Raw genomic sequence first — 26852 nt, 5'->3', positions numbered from 1 at the left:
GCCGAATGGATTTGGCCAGCGAACTTGCCCCCTTCTCTCCCTCGCCGGAACTGCTGTTGTGGACCGAAAATCGGGTCGGCGGACTGCTCGAAGAACTCAAGACTCGCGAGACCGAAATTCACTGGCGCGATGCCAAGATCGAGAAGCTCACCCTCGAACTGCTCTATTTGCGGCGGATGAAATTCGGCGTGAAGAGCGAGTCTCTGGCGCTGCCCGAACGGGACCTCTTCGAAGAAAGCCTGACCGCCGACCTCGCCGCCTGCGAAGCCCACCTGGAGCAGGAGCGTCAGGCGGCCGACATGGGGCCGCCTCTGCCGCCCGCCGAGAAGCCCAAACGCGAACGCGCCGGCCGTCAGCCCCTGCCGGTGCAGTTGCCGCGTGTCGAGCACCGGCACGAGCCCGACAGCTGCACCTGTGGCCAATGTGGTCAGGCGCTGGTGCAAATCGGCGAGGACGTGACCGAAAAGCTCAGCATCGTCCCTGCCGAGTTCTTCGTCGAGCGTCACCTCTACCCGAAATACGCCTGCCGTCCCTGCGAGACGATCACCGCCGTGCCGGCTGTGGCTTCGGTCATCGACGGTGGTCTGGCAACGCCGGCGTTGCTGGCCTGGGTCATGGTCAGCAAGTACGTGGATCATCTGCCGCTCTATCGCCTGGAACGCCAGGCCGCCCGCTCGGGAGTGATCCTGTCCCGCTCCACCCTGGCCCGACTGGGTGGGCCGTATCGGCGTCGCCCTGGAACCGCTCTGGCAGCGCCTCACCGAGCTGCTGCGCCAGTGCACGGTGCTGCATGCCGATGAAACCCCGGTGCAGCAACTCGATCCGGGCCGGGGAAAGACCAAACGGGCCTATCTGTGGGCGTATCGCAGCAATGCCCTGGGAGCCGATCCGCCGATCGTCGTCTTCGACTACCAGCCCGGCCGGGGCGGAAAGTACGTGGTCGAGTTCCTCGGCAACTGGCACGGTGCGCTGATGGTCGATGAGTTTGCCGGCTATCAGGGGCTGTTTCGCGGCGAGGTGATCGAACTCGCCTGCATGGCTCATGCCCGGCGCAAGTTCTTCGACCTCCATCAGGCGAATGGGAGCCCCATCGCCGCCGAGGCGCTGCGCCGCTTCGGCGAGTGGTATGCCATCGAGGCGACGATCCGGGAGAAGAGCGTAGAGGAGCGGGCCCGAAGACGAAAGGAAACCAGTCAGCCGTTGCTCAAAGCCTTTCATCTGTGGCTCCTGAGCACCCGCCAGTCGGTTGCCGACGGGGGCGCGCTGGCCAAGGCGATCGACTACAGTCTGCGGCGCTGGTCAGCCTTGGCCCGTTATGCCACCAATGGCTTCTACCCGATCGATAACAACCCGATCGAGAATGCCATTCGTCCCATCGCCATCGGAAGGAAGAACTGGCTGTTTGCCGGTTCCGAGGCCGCCGGCCAGCGCGCCGCAGCGATTCAGTCCCTGCTCGAAACCGCACGCATGAATGACATCGAGCCCATGGCCTGGCTGACCAACACCCTGGAAAAACTCCCCTCCTGGCCGAACAGCCGCATCGACGAGTTGTTGCCTCTCAAGCCGCTCAACAATCCAGCGTGATCCTGCTCCTCCAGAGGTGGGGGCGCTGAACGCTTACCTTCCAGCAACTAGGCGGCGCTACGCATCGGGCGCTTCGCTTGCATGCAGGCTGTCCAATGTTTCCACCAGCACGTCCGTCTGCTGAGAGAGCGCACGCCCGTAGGCTTCCCACCGGTCCCAAGCTGCTCGCAACGACATGGAACCTGTGGTTTTGTCGTTGGCGGCATTTACGGTGATGCGCTTCACGTAAAGCGGGATCGAAAGGTTGGCCGACTCCCAGAGATGGCTTTCGAGGGTGCTGAGTTCCATGCCGGGATTATTGTGGAAATGCGGCTCTTGCGGGAGGGATCGTGAGCATGGATGGTTTGGTAGATTCTTGCGCCAAGAGTGCCGGTCACTTCCGAATTGGCACTCGGCTCGCCGCCTGGGCAACAGGTCAGTCTGGATTCATCGCAATCTCCTCCGGATCAACCACTACCGTCGCCAGCACCACCCACCATCGCGGCATCTTGTCGAGATGCGCATATTTGGGATCGGATTGACTGTGTAGACGGCGCATCAGAGCTTCGACAGATACAGCCACGACCTTTCCTTGTGGGAGGACGGCGCCTTTAGAGAGCCGGCCAACCACGGTGCCATCGCGCCGGCTGCGCAGTTCGCTTCGCGGGCCATCGGCCACAAGGTCGAGCGCTTCGCCGTAGTCGAGCTGTTCCACGGCGCGGTGGAAGGCGGTGCCCTCGGGCTGTCGCGCGCCGTAACCCAAGTCCACATCAGCCAGGCCCAGGCTTTTGTATTTCCAGCCCAAGTGCTTGGGGCGGTCGGTGAAGTGGGGGGACTCCGTGCGGACGACGGCTTCGCTCACCAGAGGCGGGGAGAACGGGTTGGGTTGGCGCGAAGACTGGCACAGGACGAGGTTTTCTTGGGCGCGGGTCATACCTACGTAGTAGAGGCGGCGCTCGGCCTCGGAAGGATCACGCCAGTCGCGGCCGTCGAGAATCACTACATGTCGGAACTCGCGCCCCTTGGCGGCGTGCACGGTGGAGAGCGTCAGCCGGTCGCGGTCGCTGCGGGCGGCGTCGGCGCCGAATTCGTGGAGTTCCTCGATCACCGTTCGGCTCGGCATTGGGATCGTGCCCCACACGCAATCCATCTCGGCGATGAATTGATGCAGTAGCGCGAGCCAGGGGTTTTCCTGTTGGCTGCCGCCGAAGCGGCAGTTGAACCATCGGGCAAGCAGTCCGGGGCGCAGGCGGCGGGCGGGCTTGTGGCGCAACATGTCCAGCAGCCCGCAGGCTTCGCGCGTCTGGTGGAACTTCGGTCCGGCGTTGTCGCGTTCGGAGAGCTGGTAGCGGACGTCTTCGTGCTGACACCATGCGCGGACCGGGTCCAGGGTCGCGCGATTGCGGGCCAAAACGGCGAAGTCGGAGCAATCGGCCGTGGGGTCAAGAGCCTTGAGGCGCTTCACCTCCGCCATGGCGGCCATTGCCTGGCCGATGGCGTCGTCCGGCACCGAGATGATCTGCACGCGCCCCTGGCCCAGGCCGTCAATCTTTTGCCAGCGGCCGCCAGGCGCATCGTGCTGCCGTGCGTGGTTGATGCGGATCGGGTGTTCGCGCTTCAATCGGCCCAGATGCGGTTCGATCACGGCGTTGGCGGTGTGGATGATGTTGGCCGTCGAGCGGTAGTTGTCGACCAGGTATTCCACGCGCGCCTGGTAGTCCTCCTGAAATCGCTGGATGAAGGTGTTGCTGGTGCCGCGGAAGGTGTAGATGTTCTGGTCATCGTCTCCCACCGCAAGCAGGGTGAGCTTGGCGTCGCGGTCCTGCATCTGCCGGCCGGCCAGCGCACTGATGAGGTCGTACTGGCGCTGGTCGATGTCCTGATATTCGTCGACCAGAATGTGCCGGTAGCCCGCGAGCAGGCGCTCGCGCAGTTCGTCGCCGTCTACGTCACTGCCGCTCACATCCGCCTTGCCTTGGAGAAGCGCGATGGCCTGGTCGATGATGCCGTCGAGCGCCCCGGGGTTGAGCGGCTCGTTCGGCTGCCCGGCCAGGGTAGCCAGGCTGGTGCCTGTGAGCCGCAAGGCGAGTGAGTGATAGGTGAGGACGGTGACGGCTCCCGCCTCGGCTTCGAGCAGGTTGCGCAGGCGCTGGCGGATTTCCCATGCAGCGCCTCGGTTGAATGTCAAAACAATGATGCTCGAAGACGGCTCGCGCAGCACCCGGCACAGGTAGGCCACGCGGTGGACGATCAGGCGGGTCTTGCCGGAACCGGGGCCGGCTAAAACCAGCCGGTTCACGTCCGGCCGCTCGGCGACCAGCCGCTGCTGCAGCGGATGGCGCAGGCCCTCGACGATGCGCCGGTACGACTCCTCGGTGGTGGCGCGATCGAGCATTTCGCGCCGGCCCGCAAAGTAGCGGCGGATGAACTCCAGCTTCGGCAGGGTGAAGTAGGCGAGAACGAAGCGCAGCGCATCCGAGAGCTTGCTCAAGCCCAGCTTGGCGTACTCGTGGATGACGTGGATCTGGAAGTTCTTCTCGTTGTAGTGCTCCTTCAGCGGCTCGAAATCGGCGCTGCTGAAGCCGCGTTTCTCCTCCGGATGGAGATGGATGGTCATGGCCGCACGGAAAACGGTTTTGCCGCGGTCGAGAATCAGCACGCCGTTGTCGTGCAGGTAGAGCAGGCCCGCGTCGATGGCCGTCAGTTCGTCCTTGAGTGTCGGCGCAACGTCGATATCCGCATTCAAGGCACGGGCGAGTTCGCCGAGCTTGCATTCCACCCGCAGGTCCACGCCGCGCGCGCGATCGGTGAGCTTGGCCAGCAGGGTATGCAGCAGCACGTCCGCGACGGCGCGGCGCTTGGCGGCGATGTCGCCAATGTTGCCCCAGCCGCGCAGCAGGCGCACCTTGAGGATCTGGCGCTGCACCAGACGCACGTCGAACAGGGCGCGGCGGTGCTTGGCATCGTCACCGAACGGGCGCCCGAGGGAGTGCAGCAGCTTCATCAGGTCGTCCGGGACGAATTCCGTGCCGGTACGGACTTTGAGTTCCTGGCACAGGCTGCGCAGGTTGACGTCCTGCCAGTCCTGGCCGTAGGCGTCCGGGGCCAGTTCCGGCAGCAGATCGAGCAGCGCGCTTTCCAAGGCCGCGAGCGTCCTCAGCCGGTCGGCGGAAGAGCTCCTGACCCCGCTGCGCAACAGCACGGTGAGCGAGATGTCGTTGGTGAGGACGTCGAGCCGTTCCAGTTGATGCAGCATGCGAATGACTTCGTCGCTGGATACACCGACGGCGGTCATCAATTCGTCCGTGCTGACGCCTTCGTCGTCGCGCGTGTTCATCAGGCAGGACACCAGGCTCAGGTACTTCTGCTGCATCCCGTCCGATAGGTCGGCCTTGCGCAGAATGGCCGCCGCCGCTTCCACCGAGCCAACCTTCAGGCTGCCAGGAAACACCCGGGTGTGGTTCTCGTTGCGCTCCAGAAATCGGGAACGTTCCAGCCAGGAGACGGCGGTCCGCACTTTGGTGTCGGCATCTGGGTTCTCGGCCTCGATGCTGATGTCGAGTTCATCGTCGGCCAGGATCTCCCCGGAGGTGACGACGATCTCGGTGCTCTTGGTCTTGCTGGCATGGCGGCGCAGGGTGCGCAGGATGCCGGCGATGTCCTGCCGGGAGAGGCGCGAACGGGCCGAGAGACCGAACTGCGCTTCGACGTCGTTCTCGTCATAGAGCAGTACACAGCGTGAGTCCTGAAGGTCGCGCCCGGCGCGGCCGGCCTCCTGCAGGTAGTTTTCGAGCGAGCCGGGGATCTCGGCGTGGATCACCATGCGCACGTCTGGCTTGTCCACCCCCATGCCGAAGGCGTTGGTCGCGACGATGATCTTGAGTTCTCCGGTGATGAAGGCCTGCTGGATGTCCTTCTTGCGCCCGGGTTCCAGGCCCGCGTGGAAGTGCGAGCACAACCAACCTATGTCGCGCAGGAAGCCGGAAATCTCCTCCGCGCTCTTGCGCCGCGCCGCGAAGATCACCGCACCGCCCGCGACGCGGGGTGTGGCGGGCGGCCCGAATTCAGACTCCAGCAGCCGCTGGATGGCGAAGTGTTTTTCCGCCTTGGTTACCGACATCACCTCATAGTGCAGATTCTCCCGCTCGTGGCCACCGTCGAGCACGCGCAACTCGATGCCCAGCGATTCCTTGAAGTGAGTGCGGATGTCTTCGACGACATCCTGCTTGGCGGTGGCCGTGAAGCAGCTCACCGGCGCCGGAGTCTCGCCGCTTTTCGCGTAGCGCTCGCGGATGAAGCGAGAAACGTAGAGATAGTCCGGCCGGAAATCGTTGCCCCACTTCGAAAGGCAATGCGCCTCGTCGAACACCCAGGCGCCGATCTGGCGAAAGCGGATCGCCTCGGTCAGCGCCTTGTTGCGGAATTGCTCCGGAGACACGAGCAGGATGCCGATGTCGCCCAGGCGGATCTTGTCCAGCACGTCGCGGCGCTCGGGCATGGTCAAGAGGCCGTTCAACGCCGCCGCGCTGTAGATGCCCGCTTTGATCAGGTTGTCTACCTGATCCTTCATGAGCGACTGCAAGGGCGAGACGATGACCGTGAGGCTGCCGTTGCGCCAATGCCGCGAGAGGGCCGGAAGCTGGTAGCAGATCGACTTGCCACCCCCGGTGGGCAGGATCGCGAGGATGCTTTCGCTCGCATAGCCGGCGCGGACGATGTCTTCTTGCAGCGGCCCGCCCTCGGCGTTCTTGGGTTCGCGGCGGAAGGCCGGGTAGCCGAAATAGCGTTCGAGTTCGCGGCGCGGATCGAGATGTACCGAGCAGTACGGGCACGCGGCATCGCCGCAGGGTGTCTCGCGCAGTCGGCGAATCTGGTGGCTCGTTTCCGGATATTGCAGGCGTACCCATGGCGGCAGCACGGAATTGCCGCCGCTTACGCGCAGCCAGGCCAGCACGTAGGAAAACGCGCGTCCGGACTCGGCGTCCGCCAGTACGTCGTCGAGCAGCCCATGCAGTTGGTTGGGGCAGGCCTTGGTGTTGACGAGCGTCGGGATCGACTGCCGCACCTGGCTGGCGGTCGGCGGCAAGGCGCCGCGAATCCGGGCGAAGAAGCTTCCAACTCCGCCCATGACGCCCCGTGTCAGCAAGAAGTGCTGGCAGGCCACCTCATCCGGCGAGGTGGCTTTCAATTCCTCGAAGGCGGCGTACTGGTCGCGCCAAAGGCGCAGGGCGAGTTGCGCGTCCTTGAGGGGATCGTTGCGCGAATCGCGGACGAGTTTGTAATCCTTGACGAGGCTGTGATACGGGTTGGCCGGAAACGCGATCGGCGAGAGTTCCAGTGTATCGACGGCGTCGAGCCGGGTGAGTTTCAGCGAAGGGAATAGCTTGGCGAGGACCGGCAGGTCGTGCCGCACCACGTTGTGGCCCAAGACGAAGGCGGCGCCCTCGGAGAGCGCGTCGATGCGATCGACCGAGGCGCCGATCTGGGCGCCCGACAGGACGATGCTACCCAGCGTGTCGGGGCGCCAGACGGCGAACTTGTGAACTTCCAGCGCATTGTCCGCAGCGGTCTCGATGTCGATGCAGATGCACCGCGGAGCGAAGGCGGGGGCGCTCATTCGAGGATCGGGCAGGTCGACACACGGAATTGAACCACGATCCGGGCAAGGATAGGAGATCCAACGCCACTTCCGCAAGTGTTCCAGGCTCTAATAGGCCCTGACAGCAGTCGTGAGTCGGGAAAGCGTGCCGACGGAGCCTGAAAACCTCGCCAGAACCGCAGCACGAGGATGGCCATGGGTCGCCGCGGTGGCCGACGAGGCTGCCTCGGCGACCCATGGTGCAAGCGATCCCTGACGAGCCCGATCGGATCGTCTTTGTGCGGCCTTTACCAGGCGATGCGCTGATCGAATGGGTAGTCCGGTGCCGGTTGAGCTGGCGGGTCGAACTCGCCCTGCTCGGCATCGGTCATCTCCCACAGCGGCGGGCCCCGGGCCGGCGCGATAGGCGGCGGTGACGTCGGCTCGCCCAAGTGCGAGAGGATCTCGCGCACGGCGCAGGCGTCGGTGATGAAGGCGATGATTCGCATCTCGCCGCCACAGCGTGGGCAGACGAGCGGAAAGACCTCATAGGTCCGCGCGAGCAGCAACGCCCAGGCGTAGCGGGCCGCGCGACGCAGGAGCGCTTCCTCTGCCTGCTCCTCGCTGTGGGACGACGCGCCTGGGGCGGTGATTCGCGCCGCGATTGGCTCAGTCTCCGTCGCTGTAACAAGCGGCGCGGTCGGACTGTCTGGCACGCCGGCAAGCGCGGTGACCTGTGCGCGTAGCGGTGCGCTGGGCGCCAGTACGCCGTAGTAGCGATGCCGATGACGGCGCGGGGGTGGAATCAGCGCCGCCAGACGCTCGATCAGTTCGAGCGGCGTGAGCATCAAGCTGACGCTGCCGCCGGGACCCGGCTTGACGCTTTCATAGACCAGGTGTTCGGCGTTGATCTCTCGCAGACGCTCCAGCGCGAAGGCCGGTCGGGCGCAATACCGTAGCAGCCGCTCCAGGCCCTGGCGGTCGGCCCCTTCGATGCGCACGCTGGCGTCGAGTGAGAAGCCGCCACCGTGCTCCCAGTTCGCCATCGTCTCGGCATCTTCCGGCTCAAGTACACCGCGGCGGGTCAGCGCGCGCAGCAGACGGCGGCGGACCTTGGCCTGCACTTCGTTGAGCAACTTCTGGTCGGGGGCACTGCTTTCGTGAAACGTCGCCGCCCCCGAGGCGTCCGCCTCGAAGACGCCCTCGATGACGAGGCAGTGGAAGTGCTCATGCGGATTGAGCAGAGCGCCAAAGCGGTGGATGAAGGCCACCGCCCCGATGCGGGAATCGGAACCCGCCGCCGGGCAGGCGCGGCGCAATACTTGTTCCTCGACGCTCAGGAAAATGCGCAGCGCCAGGGTCTCGATCGCCGAATCGTGTTGGATGTGATAACGCAGCCGCTTGGGAACCGACAGCACCCACTGACGGACCGACAGTCGCGGCAGAACGTGGTCGGCCAGATGGGCAGCGGTTTCGACCATTCGCCGAGTGTTGCAAGCGGGACAGACGCCACGACCTGCAAGACTCAGGTTCATGATGACTTTCAAATGCAATACAGGTTCTCTGTGCCCAAAGTAGGTACGAGACCTTTTGGATCAGGTGAAGTCATCATCGCGTACCTAAGGCTCACTTGGCGAGCCTTGCCTCTTCTAAAATGGTTCAGATCAACCAATCAACACTACGCGGAGAGAAAGTGAAACTAGACCTTAACCTAGAATTGACCGAGGTCGATTGCGCTGTTGCGACGATTCGGAGTCTGACAAAGGCAATGGCTGACGCTGAAGCCCGAATTGCAGAATGCCATAAGCGCCAGACATTGGCAGAAGAGATGCTCGCTGCGCTCATGGCCCAAGCGAAGACCGCCACAAACGATGAAGACTTGAAAGCACGCAAAAAAGCCTGCCAACTAAATATAAAAGCCTGGAAACTAAGCCTCTTGGCGTATCAAAGTGACATCGATACCTGCAGGATGGACATTAATGACATTATGATGCGCTTCCCCGAGGCCAGAATGGATAACTAGGTCAGCCGTGATTCGATACTGGCTCATGCACGAATTACAAATTCAAATACACCAAGGAATAACATGGCACTTATGCATGACGACTTTAGTTTGACCGATGAGCAACTCGCGAGGATCAATAGTTACAGCGCCAGGACAGGTGCTGCTTATGCCAATGAGTGTGAAGGGCCTGCCATGGGCGGGCTCAAGGTGGAGTTTACCTGGACACCCGGTTTAGGCAGGGCTTCCGCACTCGGATATCATATAGCCTGGGCTACATAACCGTATGATTCATTACAACTATATTTCATTGCTTGTCCTTCTCTTACATCGCTTCGTATCGCCGAGCACTGGCACACATGATGGCAAGCTGAGCGTTGGGTTGCCGCAACACCCAACAAAAGCAAGAGATTACATTAAAAACAATAACTTGACTTATGCATTCCGAGTGCGGAAGCCCTGCCGGTTTAGGCCGATCGATCACCGTCTACTATGACGGCGCAGTAGAAGGTTGTCCAATAGAGTCCTGTTTCGATTGGTCTGCCGATAAGCCAAGCTGACCTACCCGCTGACCTACCCGTAGTGCGTCCTGGCTTTAGCACGCACTCCTCCCGACAGCGGTATTGATTTTTGCAGATGGGCTAAATCCTGCCCGTGCTCCAGAAATCACTTGAACGCCTCGTTCGGCTGCTCTACTGCGCAGAATGGAAGTTTGAGCCAGGCTCAAGTAAATCAAAATTAAATAAAGGAGAAAATTTTGGCTGTCCAGATTGAATTTTTGAATATGATCATCCCAATTACTGTAATCGACAAAAAGTACCCTGGAGGATGGAAACAATACCAGCACGACAACGAATTTAATGCTGCAGAGAGTGATGATAACTTTACGGACGGTGAACTACTCCGCCTGGGGGCAATGAACGAATTCTCACTCTATTTGATTGTAAGCGAATGGGAAGATCTGGGGCTCAAGGGATATGTGCGTGCAGGAAAAAAGAAAAAATGGAGAGATTTCTGCCTGTGTAATGCTTTCGATGGGCCCGTGGATTGTGATTGGCTCGCCTTCGACGCTACAGAAAGGAAGGTTAGCTGGCTTTGTTCTGGCCAGTAAGTCCTGCCATCTGACAACGGGGAACATGGGCAAGGTTTGAAAAAAGAATTTGCGCTACATACCGGCCAGGCTCATCTGGTGAGCGTGCTCCACTTTAAGATGAACTCCAACATCACTTGGAGAGCACCTTATGGCACACAACATCGGACAAATGTTCTACGTCGGAGAACTCCCGTGGCACACCCTTGGGCAAAAGCTCAAGCGAGCCGCTACGCTGGAAGAAGCCCTGGTGGCCGGCGGACTGGATTGGGAGGTGGGTACGGTTCCCATCGCGCCCCTTAATGAACCAAATTCCCGAATTTCTCACCGGGTCGCCGTAGTACGGTCTGACCGAAAACCTGGAGAAACCGGCCGCGTCGTCGGGGTCGTCCATCCCGGATTCGAGCCACTGCAGAACCGGCAAGGCGCCCTGATGTTCGATGCGCTGATGGGGCAGGGCAAACGCATTTACCACACCGGGGGCTACCTCAAGAACGGCGAAATCATTTGGCTGCTCGCCCGACTGCCCAACGACATTCGTGTTCGTGGTGATGATGTCCTTGAAACCTATCTTCTGTTCACGAATAGCCACGATGGCTCGGTGGCCATCGACATTCGATTGACGACCATACGCGTAGTCTGCCAGAACACACTGTCTTTGGCCCTGCATACGGGAGGAGCCGGCAAGGTATTTCGCCGGGCACACAACGGCAGTTACGCATTACTCAAGTTGGCAGCCCGGCAGTTCTTCGAGTTTTCCACCCGGCAGTCCAGGGAGGCTGAATCCCTTTTCACCCGCCTCGCCCAAAAACCCTGCACAAATGGCGAGTTTCAGGGGTTTCTGGAAAAACTGATGCCTGATCCGGGCAAACCCGCCACGGCGGATCAGAATCCATCCGTAAGCGCCTAGCAAAAAGTCATTCGATAATGAGAGCCGAAACCGTCCAGAATTTTGTCGACGTCAGCCTCAAGCCCGGCAGAGTTCCGTGCTTTGAAGGCCATCCACTCGTACTTCATTTTGTGCCAGAGCTTCTCGACGCGGTTCAGTTCCGGACTGTAGGGTGGCAGGAAGTAAAGCGTGAGGCCCTTCTCTTTCAGCAGGGCCAACAGGGGCTGGATTTCCTTCGCCTTGTGGATGGAAGCATTGTCCAGAATCACCGTCAGGGGTCTGCCGACGCTTTCCAGGAGGAGACCGAGGAAGCCGCCAAAAAGAGCTGCGGTCGTTGTCTCCCAGAACTTGGCCGTGAACAATTCACCCGTCGAGATCAACGCGGCCATCACATTCAGACGCTTTCCCCGCGCGGCCGTGATGCGGTGCACCTCTCCTGTCTCGGTCCAGGCGCTCCGATTGGGCTGGGTCTGCACAAAGCCGGCTTCATCCATATACGATAACGTGAGTTCGCCAAGCTTTGTTTTTTCAAGCAATTCATCTATTTCTACCTGGGCTGCTCGAAATTTCGCCTCATCCCGTTTTTTTTAGACTGTGCCGGGTCCTTTTCCAGACATAGTTCTTCTCTTTCAAGGCCGCCTGAACCACTCCCACCGAAACCTGTACGCCATGTTCCTCTGACAGGCGGTCCCTCAACTGGGGGGCCGTACAGGCATCAGCCGTCGCCCAGGCGCAGAGTACCTGCTGATACGTTTCCGATAGTTTGCGAGGGGCACCACTGCGCGGCAGGTCGCGCAGCCCGATGAACCCCCTGGCCAGCCAGGCATCCCTGTGGTTGGCTACGGTTTCCTTGTGGAGCTTCTGCTGTTTCGCCACTCCGTCAAGGGACCCTCCTTCAGCCAGGAGAAGTACGGTCCGGGCTCGCCGGCGTTCGCGCCAGTCACTGCCTCGCTCCTCTACCTGCGTCAGTTGCTGGCGCTCTTGTGCTGTGAGGGTCAACGTTTTGGCTCTGCGGGACATGGCGAGGCATTCGGGAGGTTGGAGCGGACAGTATGCAGGCATACTGGCTTAACTCGAAATATTTATCAGGAAGCGCTTACTTCGCGGCTATGAGACCCGAATGGAAACAATGCGGACAATCCGGAAGGACATTCTGGGGGTCCATGTGGAGGGGATTCCTTCCCTCAACATCCCTCCAGCCGAGAGCGACTGGTGGGGGGCGTTAAATACGATCACCGCCTGGTCAGATCATCTTCAGACGACCGGAAGCGACCGTTACGCCCATCTCCTGCTCGGCAGCGGCGACAAGCTGAAGGCGACTGCCCTGGCCCGAATTCAAGCCACGACAGGCGTCGACTATGCCATGGCGCCCTGAATCCCTGTAAACATCGATCAACACCGGGACAACACCATGGTTTCACTGCAAGGACTTTTCGACCGCCTTGTCGGCATTGCCAACTACGAAACCGAACTGCGCGACAAGGCCCATCGGGTGTATTGCACCCCGGCGCAGAACCTGTTCAACCTCGAAAAACCAGCCTGCTGGCGACGACCGGTGCGGATTCTGGTTAGGCGTCGATCATGATCCTGGACTGCGGGAGGGGCAAACCGCCACGCAGGCTTCCCGCCTTGTGCCCAATCCTACAGAAACCGGGTAATATGCCATCAGAGGCTCATCATTCGAGCCCGACGAGGGGCGTCCTGTTAATTCCTCTCGGCCATCAGGATGAGGGGAGTGCAATGAGCCAGACCGAGCGGTATTACAAGATCGACCAGTTGCTCCACGACCGCAAGGTTGTTTCCTTCACTACGCTGATGGAAGAACTCAGTGTTTCGCGAGCCACCCTGAAGCGGGATCTGGCCTACCTGCGCGACCGGCTCAACGCCCCGATCATCCACGACCGCGATGCCGGTGGCTACCGTTTCGACCACATGACACCGAAGGTCGGCGGCCAGTACGAACTTCCGGGGCTGTGGTTTTCGGCCGAGGAAATCCACGCCCTGCTGACCATGCAGCACTTGCTGGTCAACCTCGATACGGGCGGCATGCTCGGGCCGCACATCAAGCCGCTTCTTTCCCGACTGACCGCACTGCTGGGGACGGCCGATAACCCGGCCGAAGAGATCGTGAAGCGAATCCACATCGAAACGGTCGGGGCACGCGAGTTCCATCTCGACAACTTTCAGGCGGTGGGATCGGCATTGTTACGCCGCAAACGGCTGTTGATCGACTACTTCGCCAAAGGAAAGGCGGAACAGTCACAGCGCGAAGTCTCTCCCCAGCGCCTCGTCTACTATCGAAACAATTGGTATCTTGATGCCTGGTGCCATGTGCGCAATGACCTGCGGGCCTTTGCGGTGGATTCCATTGAACGCGCCGAAATCCTTGAAAAGCGTGCCAAGGATGTGTCCGAGAAGATGCTGAAGGAAGTCCTGGGCGCGGGATACGGGATTTTTTCAGGGAAGGACGTTCGCTGGGCAACGCTCCTCTTTTCGCCCGAACGATCGCGCTGGGTGGCGAGCGAACGGTGGCATTCGGAACAACAAGGGCGCTATCTTGAAGACGGTCGCTATGAACTGACGGTGCCCTACAGTAGCGACCCAGAATTGCTCATGGATATCCTGAAATACGGAGCCGATTGTCTGGTGATATCACCCCCCGAGTTAAAGAAGCGTGTCAGCGAAGAGGTTCGCAGGATGGTCAAGGCCTGCAAGTCACCGTAAACACTCACGGGTCAGTCCGCCGCACTGTCCCTGAAGGGCTCCTTTGGCGGGACCTTTCCCCTGAATAATGGCAAGAATTCATTCGCAGCGATGCGCTGATCTGTCCTCAGTCGCATGACTAAAAGCCTTCAAGGTAGTTCCATGAACAAAGATAACCTCGACACACGGCTCCAGAAAACAGGAGAGGGTGTGCCAACCCAGGGGTCTTCCGTCGATGCGACGTATTGCGTCGTACATTCCCTCTACACTCCCTCGCTTGTCCCCGCCGACCACTGATCAACGGAGCCTGATTTGACCTCAAACCCCCTTTCGTCCGGCCTGATGCTGATCCACAGCAATCGCCCCGAGATGCTGCGCGACCTGCTGCTGACCTGGATGAAGCGCTACCCGCTCGCTCCCCTGGAAAAAGAGGTCATCCTGGTACAGAGCAACGGCATTGCGCAGTGGCTCAAGCTCGCCCTGGCCGCCGATGCGGGGGAGGGGGTCGGTAAAACAGACGGGGGATGCGGGATTGCTGCGGCGCTGGATATCTTGCTCCCGTCCAGTTTCCTCTGGCAAGCCTATCGCGCGCTGCTCGGACGCGAGGCGGTGCCGGAAACGTCCCCCTTCGACAAATCGCGCCTGCAATGGCGTCTGATGCGCCTGTTGCCTGATGTCATGGGCCAGCCGGTGTATGCACCCCTTCGGCGTTTTCTGGACAACGATGGCGACTGCCGCAAGCGCTTCCAACTCGCCGAACGCCTCGCCGATCTTTTTGATCAGTATCAGGTGTACCGTGCGGATTGGTTGGCCGCCTGGGCCGCCGGGGAGGTGGTGCTGATCGAGGCCCGCGGGGGTCGCCGCCCGTTACCGGACGAGCAACGCTGGCAAGCCGCGCTCTGGCAGGCGCTACTTGTCGATGTCGGGACGAACACTGCAGCGTCCAGCGAGCGTCGGACCGGACCCAATGGCGGACGTGCGGCGGTGCATGCGGCCTTCATGCAGGCGGCGGAGGCTTGGCCCGAGGCCAGCCGCCCTGCCGGCCTGCCGCGCCGGGTCATGGTCTTTGGTATCTCGGCCCTGCCAAGGCAATCGCTGGAGGTGCTGGCGCAGCTCGCACGCTGGACGCAGGTTCTGATGTGTGTCCATAACCCGTGCAGTCATTACTGGGCGGACATCGTGGCCGACCGGGATCTGCTGAGCGCCAAGCCCCGTCAATCGCGTCGCCTTGGCGTACCCGAGATTCTGTCCGACGAGCTCCTGCACCTGCATGCCCACCCGTTACTCGCCGCCTGGGGCAAACAGGGCCGTGATTTCATCGGTCTGCTTGACGAGCACGACAGCGATGAGGCTCGCGCGAACTATTTACCGCAGTTCACCGCAATACAGGAGCGCATTGACCTGTTCGACCCGCACGGGGGATCAACCCTGCTGCACCAATTACAGGACGATATCCACGACCTGCGCCCCCTGAACGAGACCCGTGCGGTTTGGCCTCCCGTAGACCCGCGGCAGGATGCCTCGATCCGCTTCCATGTGGCCCACAGCGCGCAACGCGAAGTGGAAATCCTGCATGATCAGTTACTGGCCGCCTTCAATGCCGATACGAGCCTGCGGCCACGCGACATCGTGGTCATGGTGCCGGATATCGATGCCTATGCGCCCCACATTCAGGCTGTATTTGGTCTGCTCGATGAGAAGGATCGGCGTTTCATCCCCTTCAGTCTGGCCGATCAGGGCCGTCGGCATTTTGATCCGCTGGCCCAGGCCCTGGAAAAGCTGATCGGGCTGCCACAGTCCCGCTTTGCGGCCAGCGATCTTCTTGATCTGCTCGAAGTCCCGGCGCTGCGCCAGCGTTTTGGCATCACGGAGGATGATCTGCCGTTGCTCCATCGCTGGATCCGCGGGTCCAACATCCGTTGGGGTTTGCACAACGAGCAGCGAGCGAGTCTCGATCTGCCGGTACAACCCGAGTCGGACGCCCGGAACACCTGGCTGTTCGGGCTGCGGCGGATGCTGCTCGGCTACGCCGTCGGTGCCAAGGCGGGGGATTGGCAGACGATTGAACCCTACGACGAGATCGGCGGGCTCGATGCCGCCTTGCTCGGCCCGCTGGTACGCCTCGTCGATCAACTGGATGCCACCTGGCGAACGCTGCGCGAACCGGCGACAGTCGGCGGGTGGTGCGTGCGCCTGCGTGCCCTGATGGCTGATTTCTTCCTGGCGGACGAGAGCGGCGATGCCTACACCCTGCAGCAACTGGACACGGCCCTGCAGCGCTGGCTCGAAGCTTGTGACGAAGCCGCACTCAATGAGCCGCTGCCCTTGTCGGTGGTCGGTGAATTCTGGCTCTCCCAACTCGACGAAGGGGGCCTGTCACAGCGTTTTTTTGCCGGTGCGGTAACCTTCGCCACACTCATGCCGATGCGTGCCATTCCTTTCCGCCACGTCTGCCTGCTCGGCATGAACGACGGCGACTATCCGCGCACCCGGGTGCCCATGGATTTCGACCTCATGGGCAAGGATTACCGGCCGGGCGACCGTTCGCGACGCGAAGATGATCGCTACCTGTTTCTCGAAGCGCTCCTGTCCGCTCGTGACAGTCTGTACATTTCCTGGGTGGGGCGCAGCATCACCGACAACACGGCACGCCCGCCCTCGGTGCTGATCGGCCAGTTACGCGACCACTTTGCGGCCGGCTGGAAACTGGCGGGATACACGGGCGACGGCGAAGCTCTGCTCGCCGCACTCACCGTGGAACACCGGCTGCAACCCTTCAGTCCCGACTATTTCCCGGTGGCACCGGAGCCCTCGCCACTTTTTACCTATGCTCGCGAATGGCGTGACGGTGCGTCCCCTCTCCGAGACGAGGTGGCTACGGCAGATGGGCTGCTGCCGCCCCTGCGCCGTGATGAGCCGCTTTCGGTGCGCAGTTTGGCGAGCTTTCTGAAGGATCCGGTCAAGACGTTTTTCCAGCAGCGACTGAGTGTCTATTTTGACCGTGAAGACCCGGCGAGCGAGGATCAGGAGCCCTTTGAGCTTGATGGGCTAGAAAACTGGACACTGCAAGAGGAACTCATTCGTGTCCAGGAAGATGCCCTCTTGCATGACCAAGCGATTGAACCGGTATGTGCTTCTCAACTCGCACGCATCGTCCGCCGCGGCGAACTGGCCGCTGGCGGGTTTGGCGAGATCATGGCGAACACCCTCGTCGAACCCATGCCGGATCTCTTCGCACGCTATCAGGAGGCGCTTCTGCGCTGGCCATTGATCAGCGAGGGCGAGGAGGAAATCCGCTTTTCAACCGACATCGACGGACAGACGCTGGACGTGGCGGACTGGCTGGGCGGCATCCGGACGACGAATACGGGTCAACGCGGCCGTGTCGTGCTCGAGACGAGCAATCTCGTCGACAAGTACAAGCACTATCGCGGCGACAAGATGATTCGCCATTGGGTCACGCATCTGGCAAGTCACCTGGCCGGCGGGCCGCTGACGACGATGATCGTCAGCCTGAAAGGCGAGGTCGAACTCAAGCCGATCGAGATCGGCGAAGCCGAGGCGCACTTCAAAGTATTGTTGGTCGCCTGGCAACTGGGCATGCGCAAGCCGCTGCCCCTGGCGGCCAAAACCGCGTTTGCCTGGCTCAAAGCCATGCCAGCCCCAGTTCAGGACACCGCTGGTGCGAAAGGCATCACCAACGAGACTGAAAGCCCTGACGGCGGGCCGGATGTGGCGCCGCCGGTGCCAGAGTCGACCCTTGACAAGGCAATGGAAGCCGCACGCAAGGCTTACGAGGGCGCCTTCATGCAACAGGGCGAGGTCGATACCTGCGCTTATCTTCAGCGCGCCTATCCGGATTTTGACGCACTTTTTGCGGACGGGGAATTTGCCAAACTCGCCGAATCCCTGTTGCAACCGCTGCAGCGCGCGATCCCTGCCGCCCCCAAGAAAACTGATAAATCTACCGCGCAAACAGATGCAGGAGTCGCCGCATGAGTCCCCCCGCTTTCCCGGCTGCTTCCGCAGTTCCTGACGCCCTTCCCGAGGTGCTCGATGCCCTTCGTTTTCCGCTGCACGGCAGCCGGCTGATCGAAGCCAGCGCCGGTACTGGAAAAACCTACACCATCGCTGCCCTCTATGTGCGCCTGGTCCTCGGTAACGGGAAGGCGGATGCGTATTCCCGTGCGCTGACCCCGCCTGAGATTCTCGTCGTCACCTTCACCGATGCCGCCACCCAGGAACTGCGCGATCGCATCCGTAGCCGCCTGGCCGAAGCGGCGAGCTATTTCTTCGCCGACCCGACACAGCCCGTAGCAGACGATTTCCTGCGTGCGCTGCGCGCCGAGTACCCGCCCGAACAATGGGTCGGCTGTGCGCGCAAGCTGCAACTCGCCGCCGAATGGATGGACAAAGCGGCAGTGTCCACCATTCACGGCTGGTGCAACCGCATGCTGCGCGAACACGCATTTGACAGCGACAGCCTGTTTATCCAGACACTGGAAACGGACCAAAGTGAGTTACTCGCTGAAGTCGTGCGCGATTACTGGCGTACCTTCATGGTCTCCCTTGAGGCGAGTTCGGTTGCCGATGTCCTGCCCTGGTGGACAGGGCCGGCCGCCCTGCAAGGCGATCTGCGCAATCTCGTCGAGCACGCCGGCCTGCTTGACGCCAAGATAGAGCCGGCAGAGGCCTTGCGGGCTGCGCGCGAGGAAAAGCAGCAGGGTCTGGCTGAACTCAAAGCGCCGTGGGCGGCCTGGGTGGACGAATTGCGAACCTTGCTCGACGACGCCGTCGCGCGCAAGTGCGTCAACGGACACAAACTGCGGCCAGGCTACTACCGGCCCTGGCTTGAAACGCTAGGCAACTGGGCGAGCGACGCCGAAGCGGTTGAACTCGACCTCAAGACCGGTTGGACACGCCTGACCCCAGCGGGATTGGCCGAGGCCTGGACCAAAGGCGAGCCGCCTGCGCACCCGGCCCTGGACGCCATCGTGGTTCTCCAGGCGGCATTGAATGCCTTGCCGAACGCCCGCAACGATCTCCTGCGCCATGCCGCGTGCTGGGTGGCGGAACGTTTTGCGGCCGAGCAAGCCCGCCACGCCCAGATGGGTTTCAACGATCTGCTGACCGGACTCGATGACGCCTTGCACGGCCCAAATGGGATGCGTCTGGCCGAGATCATCCGGCGACAGTTTCCGGTGGCGCTGATCGATGAATTCCAGGACACCGACCCGGTGCAGTACCGAATTTTCGATGCGGTGTATCACGTCGAGAAAAACCATCCGGACACTGCACTGATCCTCATCGGCGATCCCAAGCAGGCGATTTACGCGTTTCGGGGCGCCGATATCCATACCTACCTGGCAGCCCGGCGTGCGTGCGCCGGCCGGCTCTATACCCTGAAAAAGAACTTTCGTTCGACCCACGCCCTGGTCGCTGCAACCAATCGCTGTTTTGAGGCGGCAGAAACCCGCACGCTGGGGTCCGGGGCCTTTCTGTTCCGCAGCGAAAACGGCAACCCGGTTCCCTTTGTCACGGTCGAGGCCCAGGGACGCAAAGAGGCACTACTGGCCGATGGCAAAGATCTGCCGGCGCTGACGGCCTGGTGGCTACTGCCCAAGGATGTGGCGAAGCCGATCAGCAAGGAAGACTACCGTGACCAAATGGGGGAAGCGTGCGCCAGTGAAATGGTGCGCCTGCTCAATCTGGGGCAGGAGGGACAGGCCGGGTTCGGTTCCGGGGTCGTGTTCAAGTCATTGCGTCCGGCGGACATGGCCGTCCTGGTCAATAGCGGCACGGAAGCCCTTGCCATCCGCAAGTCACTGGCCGCACGGGGTGTGCGCAGCGTCTATCTGTCCGACAAGGACTCCGTGTTTGAAAGCACCCAGGCCGCCGAATTGCAGCACTGGCTGGCCGCTTGCGCGGAACCAGACGACGTTCGCCTGTTGCACGCGGCACTCGCCACGGCCACGCTCAACCTGAGCTATCCGGAACTCGACACCCTCAACCACGATGAACTCGCCTGGGAAGCCCGCGTCGTGCAGTTTCGCGGCTACCGCGAGTGCTGGCGTCGCCAGGGCGTACTGCCCATGCTTCGCCGCCTGCTCAACGATTTCCGGGTCCCGGCCCGCTTGCTTGGCGAAGCGGGGGACCGTTCGCAAAATGGGGAACGCATACTCACCAATGTACTGCACCTGGCTGAACTTTTGCAGCAGGCCAGCCTTCTGCTCGACGGCGAACATGCACTCATCCGTTTCCTCGCCGAGCAACGACAGGAGGCGGAACAACAAAGGAAGGGCGGACGCGGCAACGGGGGCGATGCGCGTCAGATTCGCCTGGAAAGCGATGCCGACCTGGTGCAAGTGGTGACGGTGCATAAGGCCAAGGGCCTTGAATACCCGCTGGTCTTCCTGCCGTTTGCCTGCAACTTCCGACTGACCAAACCCGACGACCTGCCGCTGAAATATCATGATGATGAGGGCCGCTTGCAGCTTGCACTCTCCGACGAGGGCCGTGTGCTTGAACAGGCCGACCAGGAGCGCCTTGGGGAAGACCTGCGCAAGCTCTATGTGGCGCTGACCCGCGCCCGTTACGCGACCTGGATCGGCATCGCCCCGCTGGCGTCGCTCGAACGGAGCGCCTTGGGTTACCTGATCGGTGGCGGGCAGGCGCTGGCGGCCGGTGCGCTCGAAACCACACTGAACGACGTGTGTGGATCATGCGAACACATCGTGGTGGAACCGGCGCCTGAGGCCACCCACGATCGCTTCACGGCCCGAGGCCCAAAAACGGTCAGCGGACCAGCTCGCGTAACACAACGCGCGGTGCGTGAGCACTGGTGGATCGCCAGCTACTCGACCCTCAAAACGATTGAAGCAGACAAAATCTTGGTTCCCGACACGCCGGCCGAGGATGTATTCCGCGAAACGCGCGCGACGCAGGCGGCCTTGCCCATCCCCATAACCATTGGGGCGAGCGAACCGACGGCCCCACCGCCTTTCCTCGGCGCGCTGCACGCCCTTCCACGCGGCGCAGAGGTTGGCAGCTTCCTCCATAGTCTGCTCGAGGCGGTGGCGGCCCTGGGGTTCGCCAAAGTCGCGGCCAATCCCGCGTGGCTGGGCGACATGGTTGCCCGACGCTGCAACTTGCGTGGCTGGGAACGCTGGATCGGAACATTGACTGCCTGGCTCCAGGACTTCCTGGTTACCCCGCTGCACCTTCCGGCGAGGCCTGGGGTTCCTGCGGCCTCGTTTTCGTTCGCGGGACTGGAATCCTCCCTGGCTGAAATGGAATTCTGGCTGGCAACGCACCACGTCACTATCGAGGAGATCGACCGGCTGATCCGTACCCATACGTTCAATAGTGCGTCGCGTCCGTCACTGCAACCGGGACAACTCAACGGCATGCTCAAGGGGTTTATCGATCTGGTCTTCGAGCATGACGGTCGTTACTACGTGGCTGACTACAAGTCGAACTGGCTGGGTCCGGACGATGCCGCCTATACACCGGAAGCGCTATGCGATGCGATTCTCGACGCGCGCTACGAGTTGCAATACGTCCTCTATCTCCTCGCCCTGCATCGTTTGCTCAAGGCCCGACTGCCCGATTACGACTACGAGCGCCACGTCGGCGGGGCGGTGTATATCTTTCTTCGCGGTCTGCGCGCGCCGGGACAGGGTGTGCACACCGATTGTCCGCCCCGCGCCCTGATCGAAGGACTCAATGAACTCTTCATGCATAAAACCACCAAGGAATTGTTATGATCCCCTGTGTCTTGCCCGAGTCCAGCGTTGCCCTCCTTGAGACTCAGGACACCACGATCCCCATGCATGACCTGCTGACAGACTGGGCAGGGCGAGGCTGGTTACGTGAACTCGATGTGGCCTTTGCCAGGTTTCTCCGGCGCGAAGTCAGTGATGCCCCCGCCTTGCTGATTCTTGCGGCCGCTCTGACCAGTCACCAGCTCGGACGCGGACACGCCTTGCTTGATCTCGCGGCGACTCTGGATGATACGGCGTTCGCCTTGTCGCTCCCCCCCGAAGGCGCGACCTCACAAGAATCCGGGACTCCGGCACAACTGCCCGGCGAAGTATTGGCTGGGCTGACCCTGGCGCAATGGCAGACGGCGCTTGACCATCCCGTTCTGGTGGCTTGCGGGCCGGGCGACACCCCGCTGGTTCGGGTCGGCTCGCGCCTGTATCTGCGTCGCTACTGGCAGTACGAACTGGACGTGCGTGCAGGAATCGATCAGCGTCTCCAGGCTTCGACCACTTTGCAGGGAGCCCTGCCGATCCCGGAAGTGCGCCAGACCCTTGACGTGCTTTTCCCGCCAGCCTCGACGGCGGAGTCAACGACGAACTGGCAGAAGCTCGCCTGTGCGCTCGCCGCACGCAGCGCCTTCAGCATCATTACCGGCGGACCCGGTACCGGAAAAACCACGACGGTGGTCAAACTGCTCGCGCTGCTGCAGGCTCTGGCCCTGGCGACGCCGGGGGCGCGACCCCTGCGCATCCGCCTGGCGGCGCCGACCGGCAAGGCCGCCGCCCGCCTGAACGAATCGATTACCGGTGCGGTGGCCCGTCTGCCGCTGGCCGGCCTCACTCAAGGGGAAAAAGTCCGCGCCGCCATTCCGGTGACCGTCACCACCTTGCATCGATTGCTCGGCAGCCGACCCGATACCCGGCACTTTCGCCACCACGCCGGCAATCCGCTGGCCGTCGACGTCCTGGTGGTCGACGAGGGCTCAATGGTCGATCTGGAAATGATTGCCTCCGTGCTGGCCGCTTTGCCGACCTCGGCGCGGCTCATCCTGCTGGGTGACAAGGACCAGCTCGCTTCGGTGGAGGCGGGCGCTGTGCTCGGCGAACTCTGTCAGCGCGCGGGGGAGGGTCACTACACGCCGGCCACCGCAGCTTGGCTGCAGGCCGTCACCGACGAGACCATCAACCCGGCACTCATCGATGAGGCTGGCACCGCGCTCGATCAGTCGGTGGTGATGCTGCGCCACAGCTTTCGCTTTTCTGCTGCTAGCGGCATCGGACGACTGGCCGAAGCGGTCAATGCCGGCGATGGCGCTGCGGTGGACCAACTCTGGACGGCGGGCTATCCCGATCTGGCCCTTCTGCCCGTTGACCGTAACAACGAGGCGTCCTTCAAGGCGCTGGTCATCGAGGGTCGCGCCGACAACGAGCAAACCACGACAAGCGCGCCGTCTTCAGAGGCTGCGCCCGCACGCCACGGTTATCGTTACTACCTTGAAACCTTGCGTCAGGCGCAGCCCGCGCTCGATGCGATGCCGGCCCTATTCGACGATTGGGCCCGAAAGACCTTGCAGGCCCATGGCCAGTTCCAGGTTTTGAGTGCGTTGCGACGCGGTCCGTGGGGAGTGGAGGGCCTCAACGAGCGCATTGCCCGCATGCTCTACGAGGCCGACTTGATTCCGGCGAGCGAGGGCTGGTATCTTGGGCGCCCGGTACTGGTTACGCGCAACGACTATGGTCTGGGGCTGATGAACGGCGATATCGGTATCACCCTGAGGCGACCAGGGGCTGACCGCACGAGTTGGAGTTTGCGCGTCGCATTTCCGGCCGTGGACGACGCACAGGGGATCAAGTGGGTCTTGCCGAGTCGCCTGCAGGCGGTGGAAACGGTTTATGCGCTTACGGTACATAAGTCACAGGGCTCGGAATTCACCCATGCCGTCCTGGTTCTGCCCGACACCCTCAATCCGATCCTGACGCGTGAGCTGATCTACACCGGGATCACTCGCGCCAAGGCCTGGCTCACGCTGGCCCATGCCGGCAGCGTAAAGGTGCTGGGACAAGCCATTGCGCGGCGGGTGCTGCGCATGAGCGGGTTGATGGCCAGCGATCAGTCGAAGCGGGCAGGGGAAACCGGGGAGCCGCAGTGAGTTTTTCCTCCGGGGTGGGACACCGTTGCGGACATCGATTGGACGAGCCGTTGCCTATGGTGCTGAATGATCGTGTGGCGGCTACCGTCTTGGAAAACGGCCCAACCAGTCATTGCGATCTCGAACCCGGAAAACACTCATGCCGGTAACCCTCGACAACCCACTGGTGGTGGCCCTGTCATCACGCGCCTTGTTCGACTTCGAGGACGAAAATCGTGTGTTTGAAGAGCAGAACCACCGAGCCTACATGGCCGTTCAACTTGAGCGCCTCGAACAGACCGCCCCGCCGGGCGTGGCCTTTCCCCTCGTCAAGAAACGGCTGTCCTTCAATAGCGACGGACAGCACCGCGTCGAGGTGGTCGTTCTTTCCCGCAACGATCCGGTGTCGGGATTACGGGTTCTCCGCTCCGCCGAGGGTAACGGGCTCTCGCTGAAGCGTAGCGTGTTCACACGCGGACGCGCGCCCTACGCCTATCTTCGGCCACTTGGCGCGCATCTGTTTTTGTCCGCGCATGAAAGTGATGTGCGTAGCGCCCTGGAGGCGGGTTGCCCGGCGGCACGCGTTTTTGCGGAATCCGTGGTGGATGCCAATCGCCACCCCGAGGAGGTACGCATCGCCTTTGACGGCGATTCAGTACTGTTTTCTGACGAAGCAGAAAAGATCTATCAGGCCGATGGACTATCGGCCTTCGAGACGCACGAAAGACAAAATGCCGATCGTTCACTGCCGCCCGGTCCGTTCAAGCCCTTTCTTCTGGCATTGCAGCGCTTGCAGGCGGCAGGCGAAGGTCTTCCGGTGAAAGTACGCACGGCGCTGGTCACTGCACGAAGTTCACGGGCTCAGGAACGCGCCATCCGGACATTGATGGGCTGGAATGTCGTCGTCGATGAGGCGATGTTCCTGGGGGGGCTGGAGAAAGGCCCGTTTCTCCGGGAATTTGAACCCGACTTCTTCTTCGATGACCAGAGGCGTCACTGTGATTCTGCGGTGAGTGCCGGACCAACGGGGCATGTCATCAGCGGAATAGCGAACACCAGGCCTTAGCGGAATTTGTTTGCACCCTATCGGTTGGGTTCGGAAACTTGAAAATGGAGAGGATTCATGGACTGGTTTGAACGTATTACAGGGTTTAAAGAAACGGGCTACGAAGCAACCCGTCGGCAACTCGAGGTCGAGGGCAATCAGTTGCGATCACGGGTCAATGGGAATAGTTACAGCATAGGAAAACTCGAACTCGTGTCGCTTCGTAACCGTTCACCCCCCTTAAGAAAAGCCGCCAGCCTGATAATTTGTATGGCATAGTAGCGGAACTTGCAGACGACCTGACAGACGCGGCGCGATGCACCTGAGCAAACATGACCTGTTCCAGATGAACGACGATTGGCTGAAGAAGCTGCCGGCGGAGCTATTGCTGGAAGTGTCGAAGCGCCTGTTGCACGACGTGAAAGAGTTGCAGGATCGGCTGAATCAGACCCCGGACAACAGCTCGCGTCCGCCGACCAGCCAGGCGCCCTGGGCGAAGGCAGGCGGCTCGCAGGAACAGAGTAGCGCGGCGGACGAGAGCGACACAGCAGACGCTGCCACGGAGACAGCGACAGGAAGCTCGACGAAAGAGACAGAACCGGCTCAGCCGGTCGATGGCCAGCGGCCATCGACCCAGAAGGGGTCGGGGAAGCGGCCCGGCAAACAGCCGGGCAGTCCAGGCCATGGCCGCAGTCAGAAACTGACGATCACCGCCCGCTGCGAGCACCGCCCCGAGACCTGCGCAGCTTGTGCGGCAGTGCTGGCGGCGGACGCTGCGTCGCAGGCCTACACGGCTTGGGACGAAGTCGACATTGCGCCACCGGTCGAGGGCCTGATCGGACTGACCTTCCGTGTCACCCGTCACACGCTGCTGGAAGTGAGCTGCTGCTGCGGCCATGTCAGCCGTGCGCAACCTTGGCGGGCGCCGGCCGACGGGCAATGGCAGAAAGTTGAACTGGGGGAATGTCGTCTCGTGGGTCCCCGCCTGGCCGGGGTGATCGTCCTGCTCGCGCTGCGCATGCGCCTGTCACGGGCGAGCATTCGCGAACTGCTGATGGAAATGTTCGAGTTGACGCTGAGTACCGGCGTCATCGACGAAACGATCCGGGAAGCGGGCCGCGCCAGTCTGCCGCTGGAGGACGCCCTGGTGGCCGACATCGTGCAGGCCGCGCAACGGCATGTCGATGAAACCTCGTGGCCGGAGTCCGGCGCCCTGCTGTGGCTGTGGGCGTTGGTGACGACCCACACGGTGCTGTTCCTGATCGGCCTGCGCAGCCGGGAAATGCTGGAGAACGCCCTGCAGGACGGCTTTCCCGGCCTGCTCATCAGCGATGGCTACGGCGTCTATCGCGCCTGGGCAAACCGCTTGCGCTGCTGGCCGCACCTGCTGCGCAAACTGAGGGGGCTGGCTGAATCGAGCGATGCGCGAGTCTCCGGGGTGGGACAAGAGATGGAAGGCCTCCTGAAGACGCTGATGGCCGCCATCTACGCGGCGCGGATCGATCCGCCGCCGGAGGGACTACCGGCCCGCTACGCGAAGGCCATTGAGCGACTACGGCACCTGTGCGAAGCGCATCGGATGGATGACCACTCGGTGCTGCGTAGCGTCGTGCGCGAGTTCCTGTACGACTGGAACGTGATCCTGCGTCCCGTCGCCGAGCCCCACCTGCCGCTTTCCAACAATGCCGCGGAACAAGCGCTGCGGCACTGGGTGATTTCGCGCACCATCAGCCACGGCACACGCTCTGAAGAGGGGTCCCGTGCCTTCGCTTTCCTCGCCAGCCTCATCGAAACCTGCCGCCGTCGCGGCGCATCCGCCTGGCAGTATCTCGGTACCGTCATCGCCGCCGCTCGCAAAGGCTTGCCGCTCCCCACGATCCCCGCCATCCCGGCAAACGTGTAGGGGAGTGAATGATTACCAGTCATGTGCTTGGCGGCTCACGACCTGAAGTTTCCCTGATGGACTCCCTGAAATGTCAAACTTCTACGGCCACCCCGGCAGAGCCGGGGGATTTCCCGGCTTGGTTAATCAGCGGCTCCTTAAGGGGAATGATGCGAAGCATTATTGTCCCACTTGAACCGTTGGTTGG

The 26852-nt window shown here is 61.8% G+C and carries 17 protein-coding genes and 1 pseudogene; 13 read left to right on the top strand and 5 right to left on the bottom strand.

Annotated elements, in window-relative coordinates; genetic code table 11:
- Nucleotides 1–5: 5 nt before the first annotated feature.
- Nucleotides 6–1584 (top strand): annotated as a pseudogene (tnpC, locus tag AC15MQ_RS11715) (IS66 family transposase).
- Nucleotides 1585–1641: 57 nt separating this feature from the next.
- Here tnpC (AC15MQ_RS11715) and AC15MQ_RS11710 read toward each other — a convergent pair.
- The 3 genes from AC15MQ_RS11710 to AC15MQ_RS11700 form a co-directional block, all read right to left on the bottom strand.
- Nucleotides 1642–1872 (bottom strand): hypothetical protein, encoded by a 231-nt coding sequence (locus tag AC15MQ_RS11710; RefSeq protein WP_483080211.1) that lies wholly within the window; start codon nt 1870–1872, stop codon nt 1642–1644.
- Between the two features lie 127 nt (nt 1873–1999).
- Complete coding sequence (locus AC15MQ_RS11705; protein ID WP_483080210.1) at nt 2000–7180, bottom strand: RecQ family ATP-dependent DNA helicase; 5181 nt, start codon at nt 7178–7180, stop codon at nt 2000–2002.
- Nucleotides 7181–7449: 269 nt separating this feature from the next.
- The gene (locus tag AC15MQ_RS11700; RefSeq protein WP_483080209.1) at nt 7450–8676 is read right to left on the bottom strand and encodes a transposase; all 1227 of its coding nucleotides are present in this window, start codon (nt 8674–8676) and stop codon (nt 7450–7452) included.
- A 158-nt stretch (nt 8677–8834) separates the two neighbouring features.
- On the opposite strand from AC15MQ_RS11700, the gene AC15MQ_RS11695 reads away from it, so the two are divergent.
- From AC15MQ_RS11695 to AC15MQ_RS11685, 3 genes are all read left to right on the top strand, one after another.
- The gene (locus AC15MQ_RS11695; protein WP_483080208.1) at nt 8835–9164 is read left to right on the top strand and encodes a hypothetical protein; all 330 of its coding nucleotides are present in this window, start codon (nt 8835–8837) and stop codon (nt 9162–9164) included.
- Between the two features lie 736 nt (nt 9165–9900).
- Nucleotides 9901–10254 carry a hypothetical protein gene (locus AC15MQ_RS11690; protein ID WP_483080207.1) on the top strand — a complete coding sequence of 118 codons (354 nt, stop codon included), beginning with the start codon at nt 9901–9903 and terminating at the stop codon, nt 10252–10254.
- Nucleotides 10255–10384: 130 nt separating this feature from the next.
- Nucleotides 10385–11143: a DUF932 domain-containing protein gene (locus AC15MQ_RS11685; RefSeq protein ID WP_483080206.1), complete on the top strand. Its 759-nt coding sequence runs from the start codon at nt 10385–10387 to the stop codon at nt 11141–11143.
- Here AC15MQ_RS11685 and AC15MQ_RS11680 read toward each other — a convergent pair.
- Together AC15MQ_RS11680 and AC15MQ_RS11675 are read right to left on the bottom strand one after the other, a co-directional pair.
- Entirely contained in the window at nt 11140–11658 is a 519-nt protein-coding gene (locus AC15MQ_RS11680) for an IS630 family transposase (protein ID WP_483079185.1), read from the bottom strand. The genes AC15MQ_RS11685 and AC15MQ_RS11680 overlap by 4 nt on opposite strands.
- Nucleotides 11659–11695: 37 nt before the next feature.
- Nucleotides 11696–12142, bottom strand: a complete 447-nt coding sequence (locus tag AC15MQ_RS11675; RefSeq protein ID WP_483079186.1) for a helix-turn-helix domain-containing protein — start codon at nt 12140–12142, stop codon at nt 11696–11698.
- A gap of 100 nt (nt 12143–12242) precedes the next feature.
- On the opposite strand from AC15MQ_RS11675, the gene AC15MQ_RS11670 reads away from it, so the two are divergent.
- The 9 genes from AC15MQ_RS11670 to tnpC (AC15MQ_RS11630) all read left to right on the top strand — a co-directional run bounded on the left by AC15MQ_RS11670 (nt 12243) and on the right by tnpC (AC15MQ_RS11630) (nt 26665).
- Nucleotides 12243–12497, top strand: coding sequence for a hypothetical protein (locus AC15MQ_RS11670; protein ID WP_483080205.1), 255 nt, complete (start codon nt 12243–12245; stop codon nt 12495–12497).
- Between the two features lie 36 nt (nt 12498–12533).
- Nucleotides 12534–12707, top strand: a complete 174-nt coding sequence (locus AC15MQ_RS11665; protein WP_483080204.1) for a hypothetical protein — start codon at nt 12534–12536, stop codon at nt 12705–12707.
- Nucleotides 12704–13846 (top strand): helix-turn-helix transcriptional regulator, encoded by a 1143-nt coding sequence (locus AC15MQ_RS11660; RefSeq protein WP_483080203.1) that lies wholly within the window; start codon nt 12704–12706, stop codon nt 13844–13846. Before AC15MQ_RS11665 ends, AC15MQ_RS11660 begins: the two co-directional genes overlap by 4 nt.
- Nucleotides 13847–14167: 321 nt before the next feature.
- Nucleotides 14168–17824 (top strand): exodeoxyribonuclease V subunit gamma, encoded by a 3657-nt coding sequence (gene recC, locus AC15MQ_RS11655; protein WP_483080642.1) that lies wholly within the window; start codon nt 14168–14170, stop codon nt 17822–17824.
- On the top strand, nt 17821–21591 hold the full coding sequence (recB, locus tag AC15MQ_RS11650; RefSeq protein ID WP_483080202.1) for an exodeoxyribonuclease V subunit beta: 3771 nt from the start codon (nt 17821–17823) through the stop codon (nt 21589–21591). The genes recC and recB overlap by 4 nt, the downstream gene beginning before the upstream one ends.
- Nucleotides 21588–23738 carry an exodeoxyribonuclease V subunit alpha gene (gene recD, locus AC15MQ_RS11645; protein WP_483080201.1) on the top strand — a complete coding sequence of 717 codons (2151 nt, stop codon included), beginning with the start codon at nt 21588–21590 and terminating at the stop codon, nt 23736–23738. The genes recB and recD overlap by 4 nt, the downstream gene beginning before the upstream one ends.
- A 139-nt stretch (nt 23739–23877) precedes the next feature.
- Complete coding sequence (locus tag AC15MQ_RS11640; RefSeq protein WP_483080200.1) at nt 23878–24783, top strand: 5'-nucleotidase; 906 nt, start codon at nt 23878–23880, stop codon at nt 24781–24783.
- Between the two features lie 57 nt (nt 24784–24840).
- Nucleotides 24841–25041 (top strand): hypothetical protein, encoded by a 201-nt coding sequence (locus AC15MQ_RS11635; protein ID WP_483080199.1) that lies wholly within the window; start codon nt 24841–24843, stop codon nt 25039–25041.
- A gap of 37 nt (nt 25042–25078) precedes the next feature.
- Nucleotides 25079–26665 (top strand): IS66 family transposase, encoded by a 1587-nt coding sequence (gene tnpC / locus AC15MQ_RS11630; RefSeq protein ID WP_483080198.1) that lies wholly within the window; start codon nt 25079–25081, stop codon nt 26663–26665.
- Nucleotides 26666–26852: the final 187 nt, after the last annotated feature.

The sequence above is a fragment of the Candidatus Accumulibacter propinquus genome (assembly GCF_056856495.1).
Note: the sequence above shows the minus strand (reverse complement) of the source record. Positions and strands in the feature narration are given on the sequence as shown.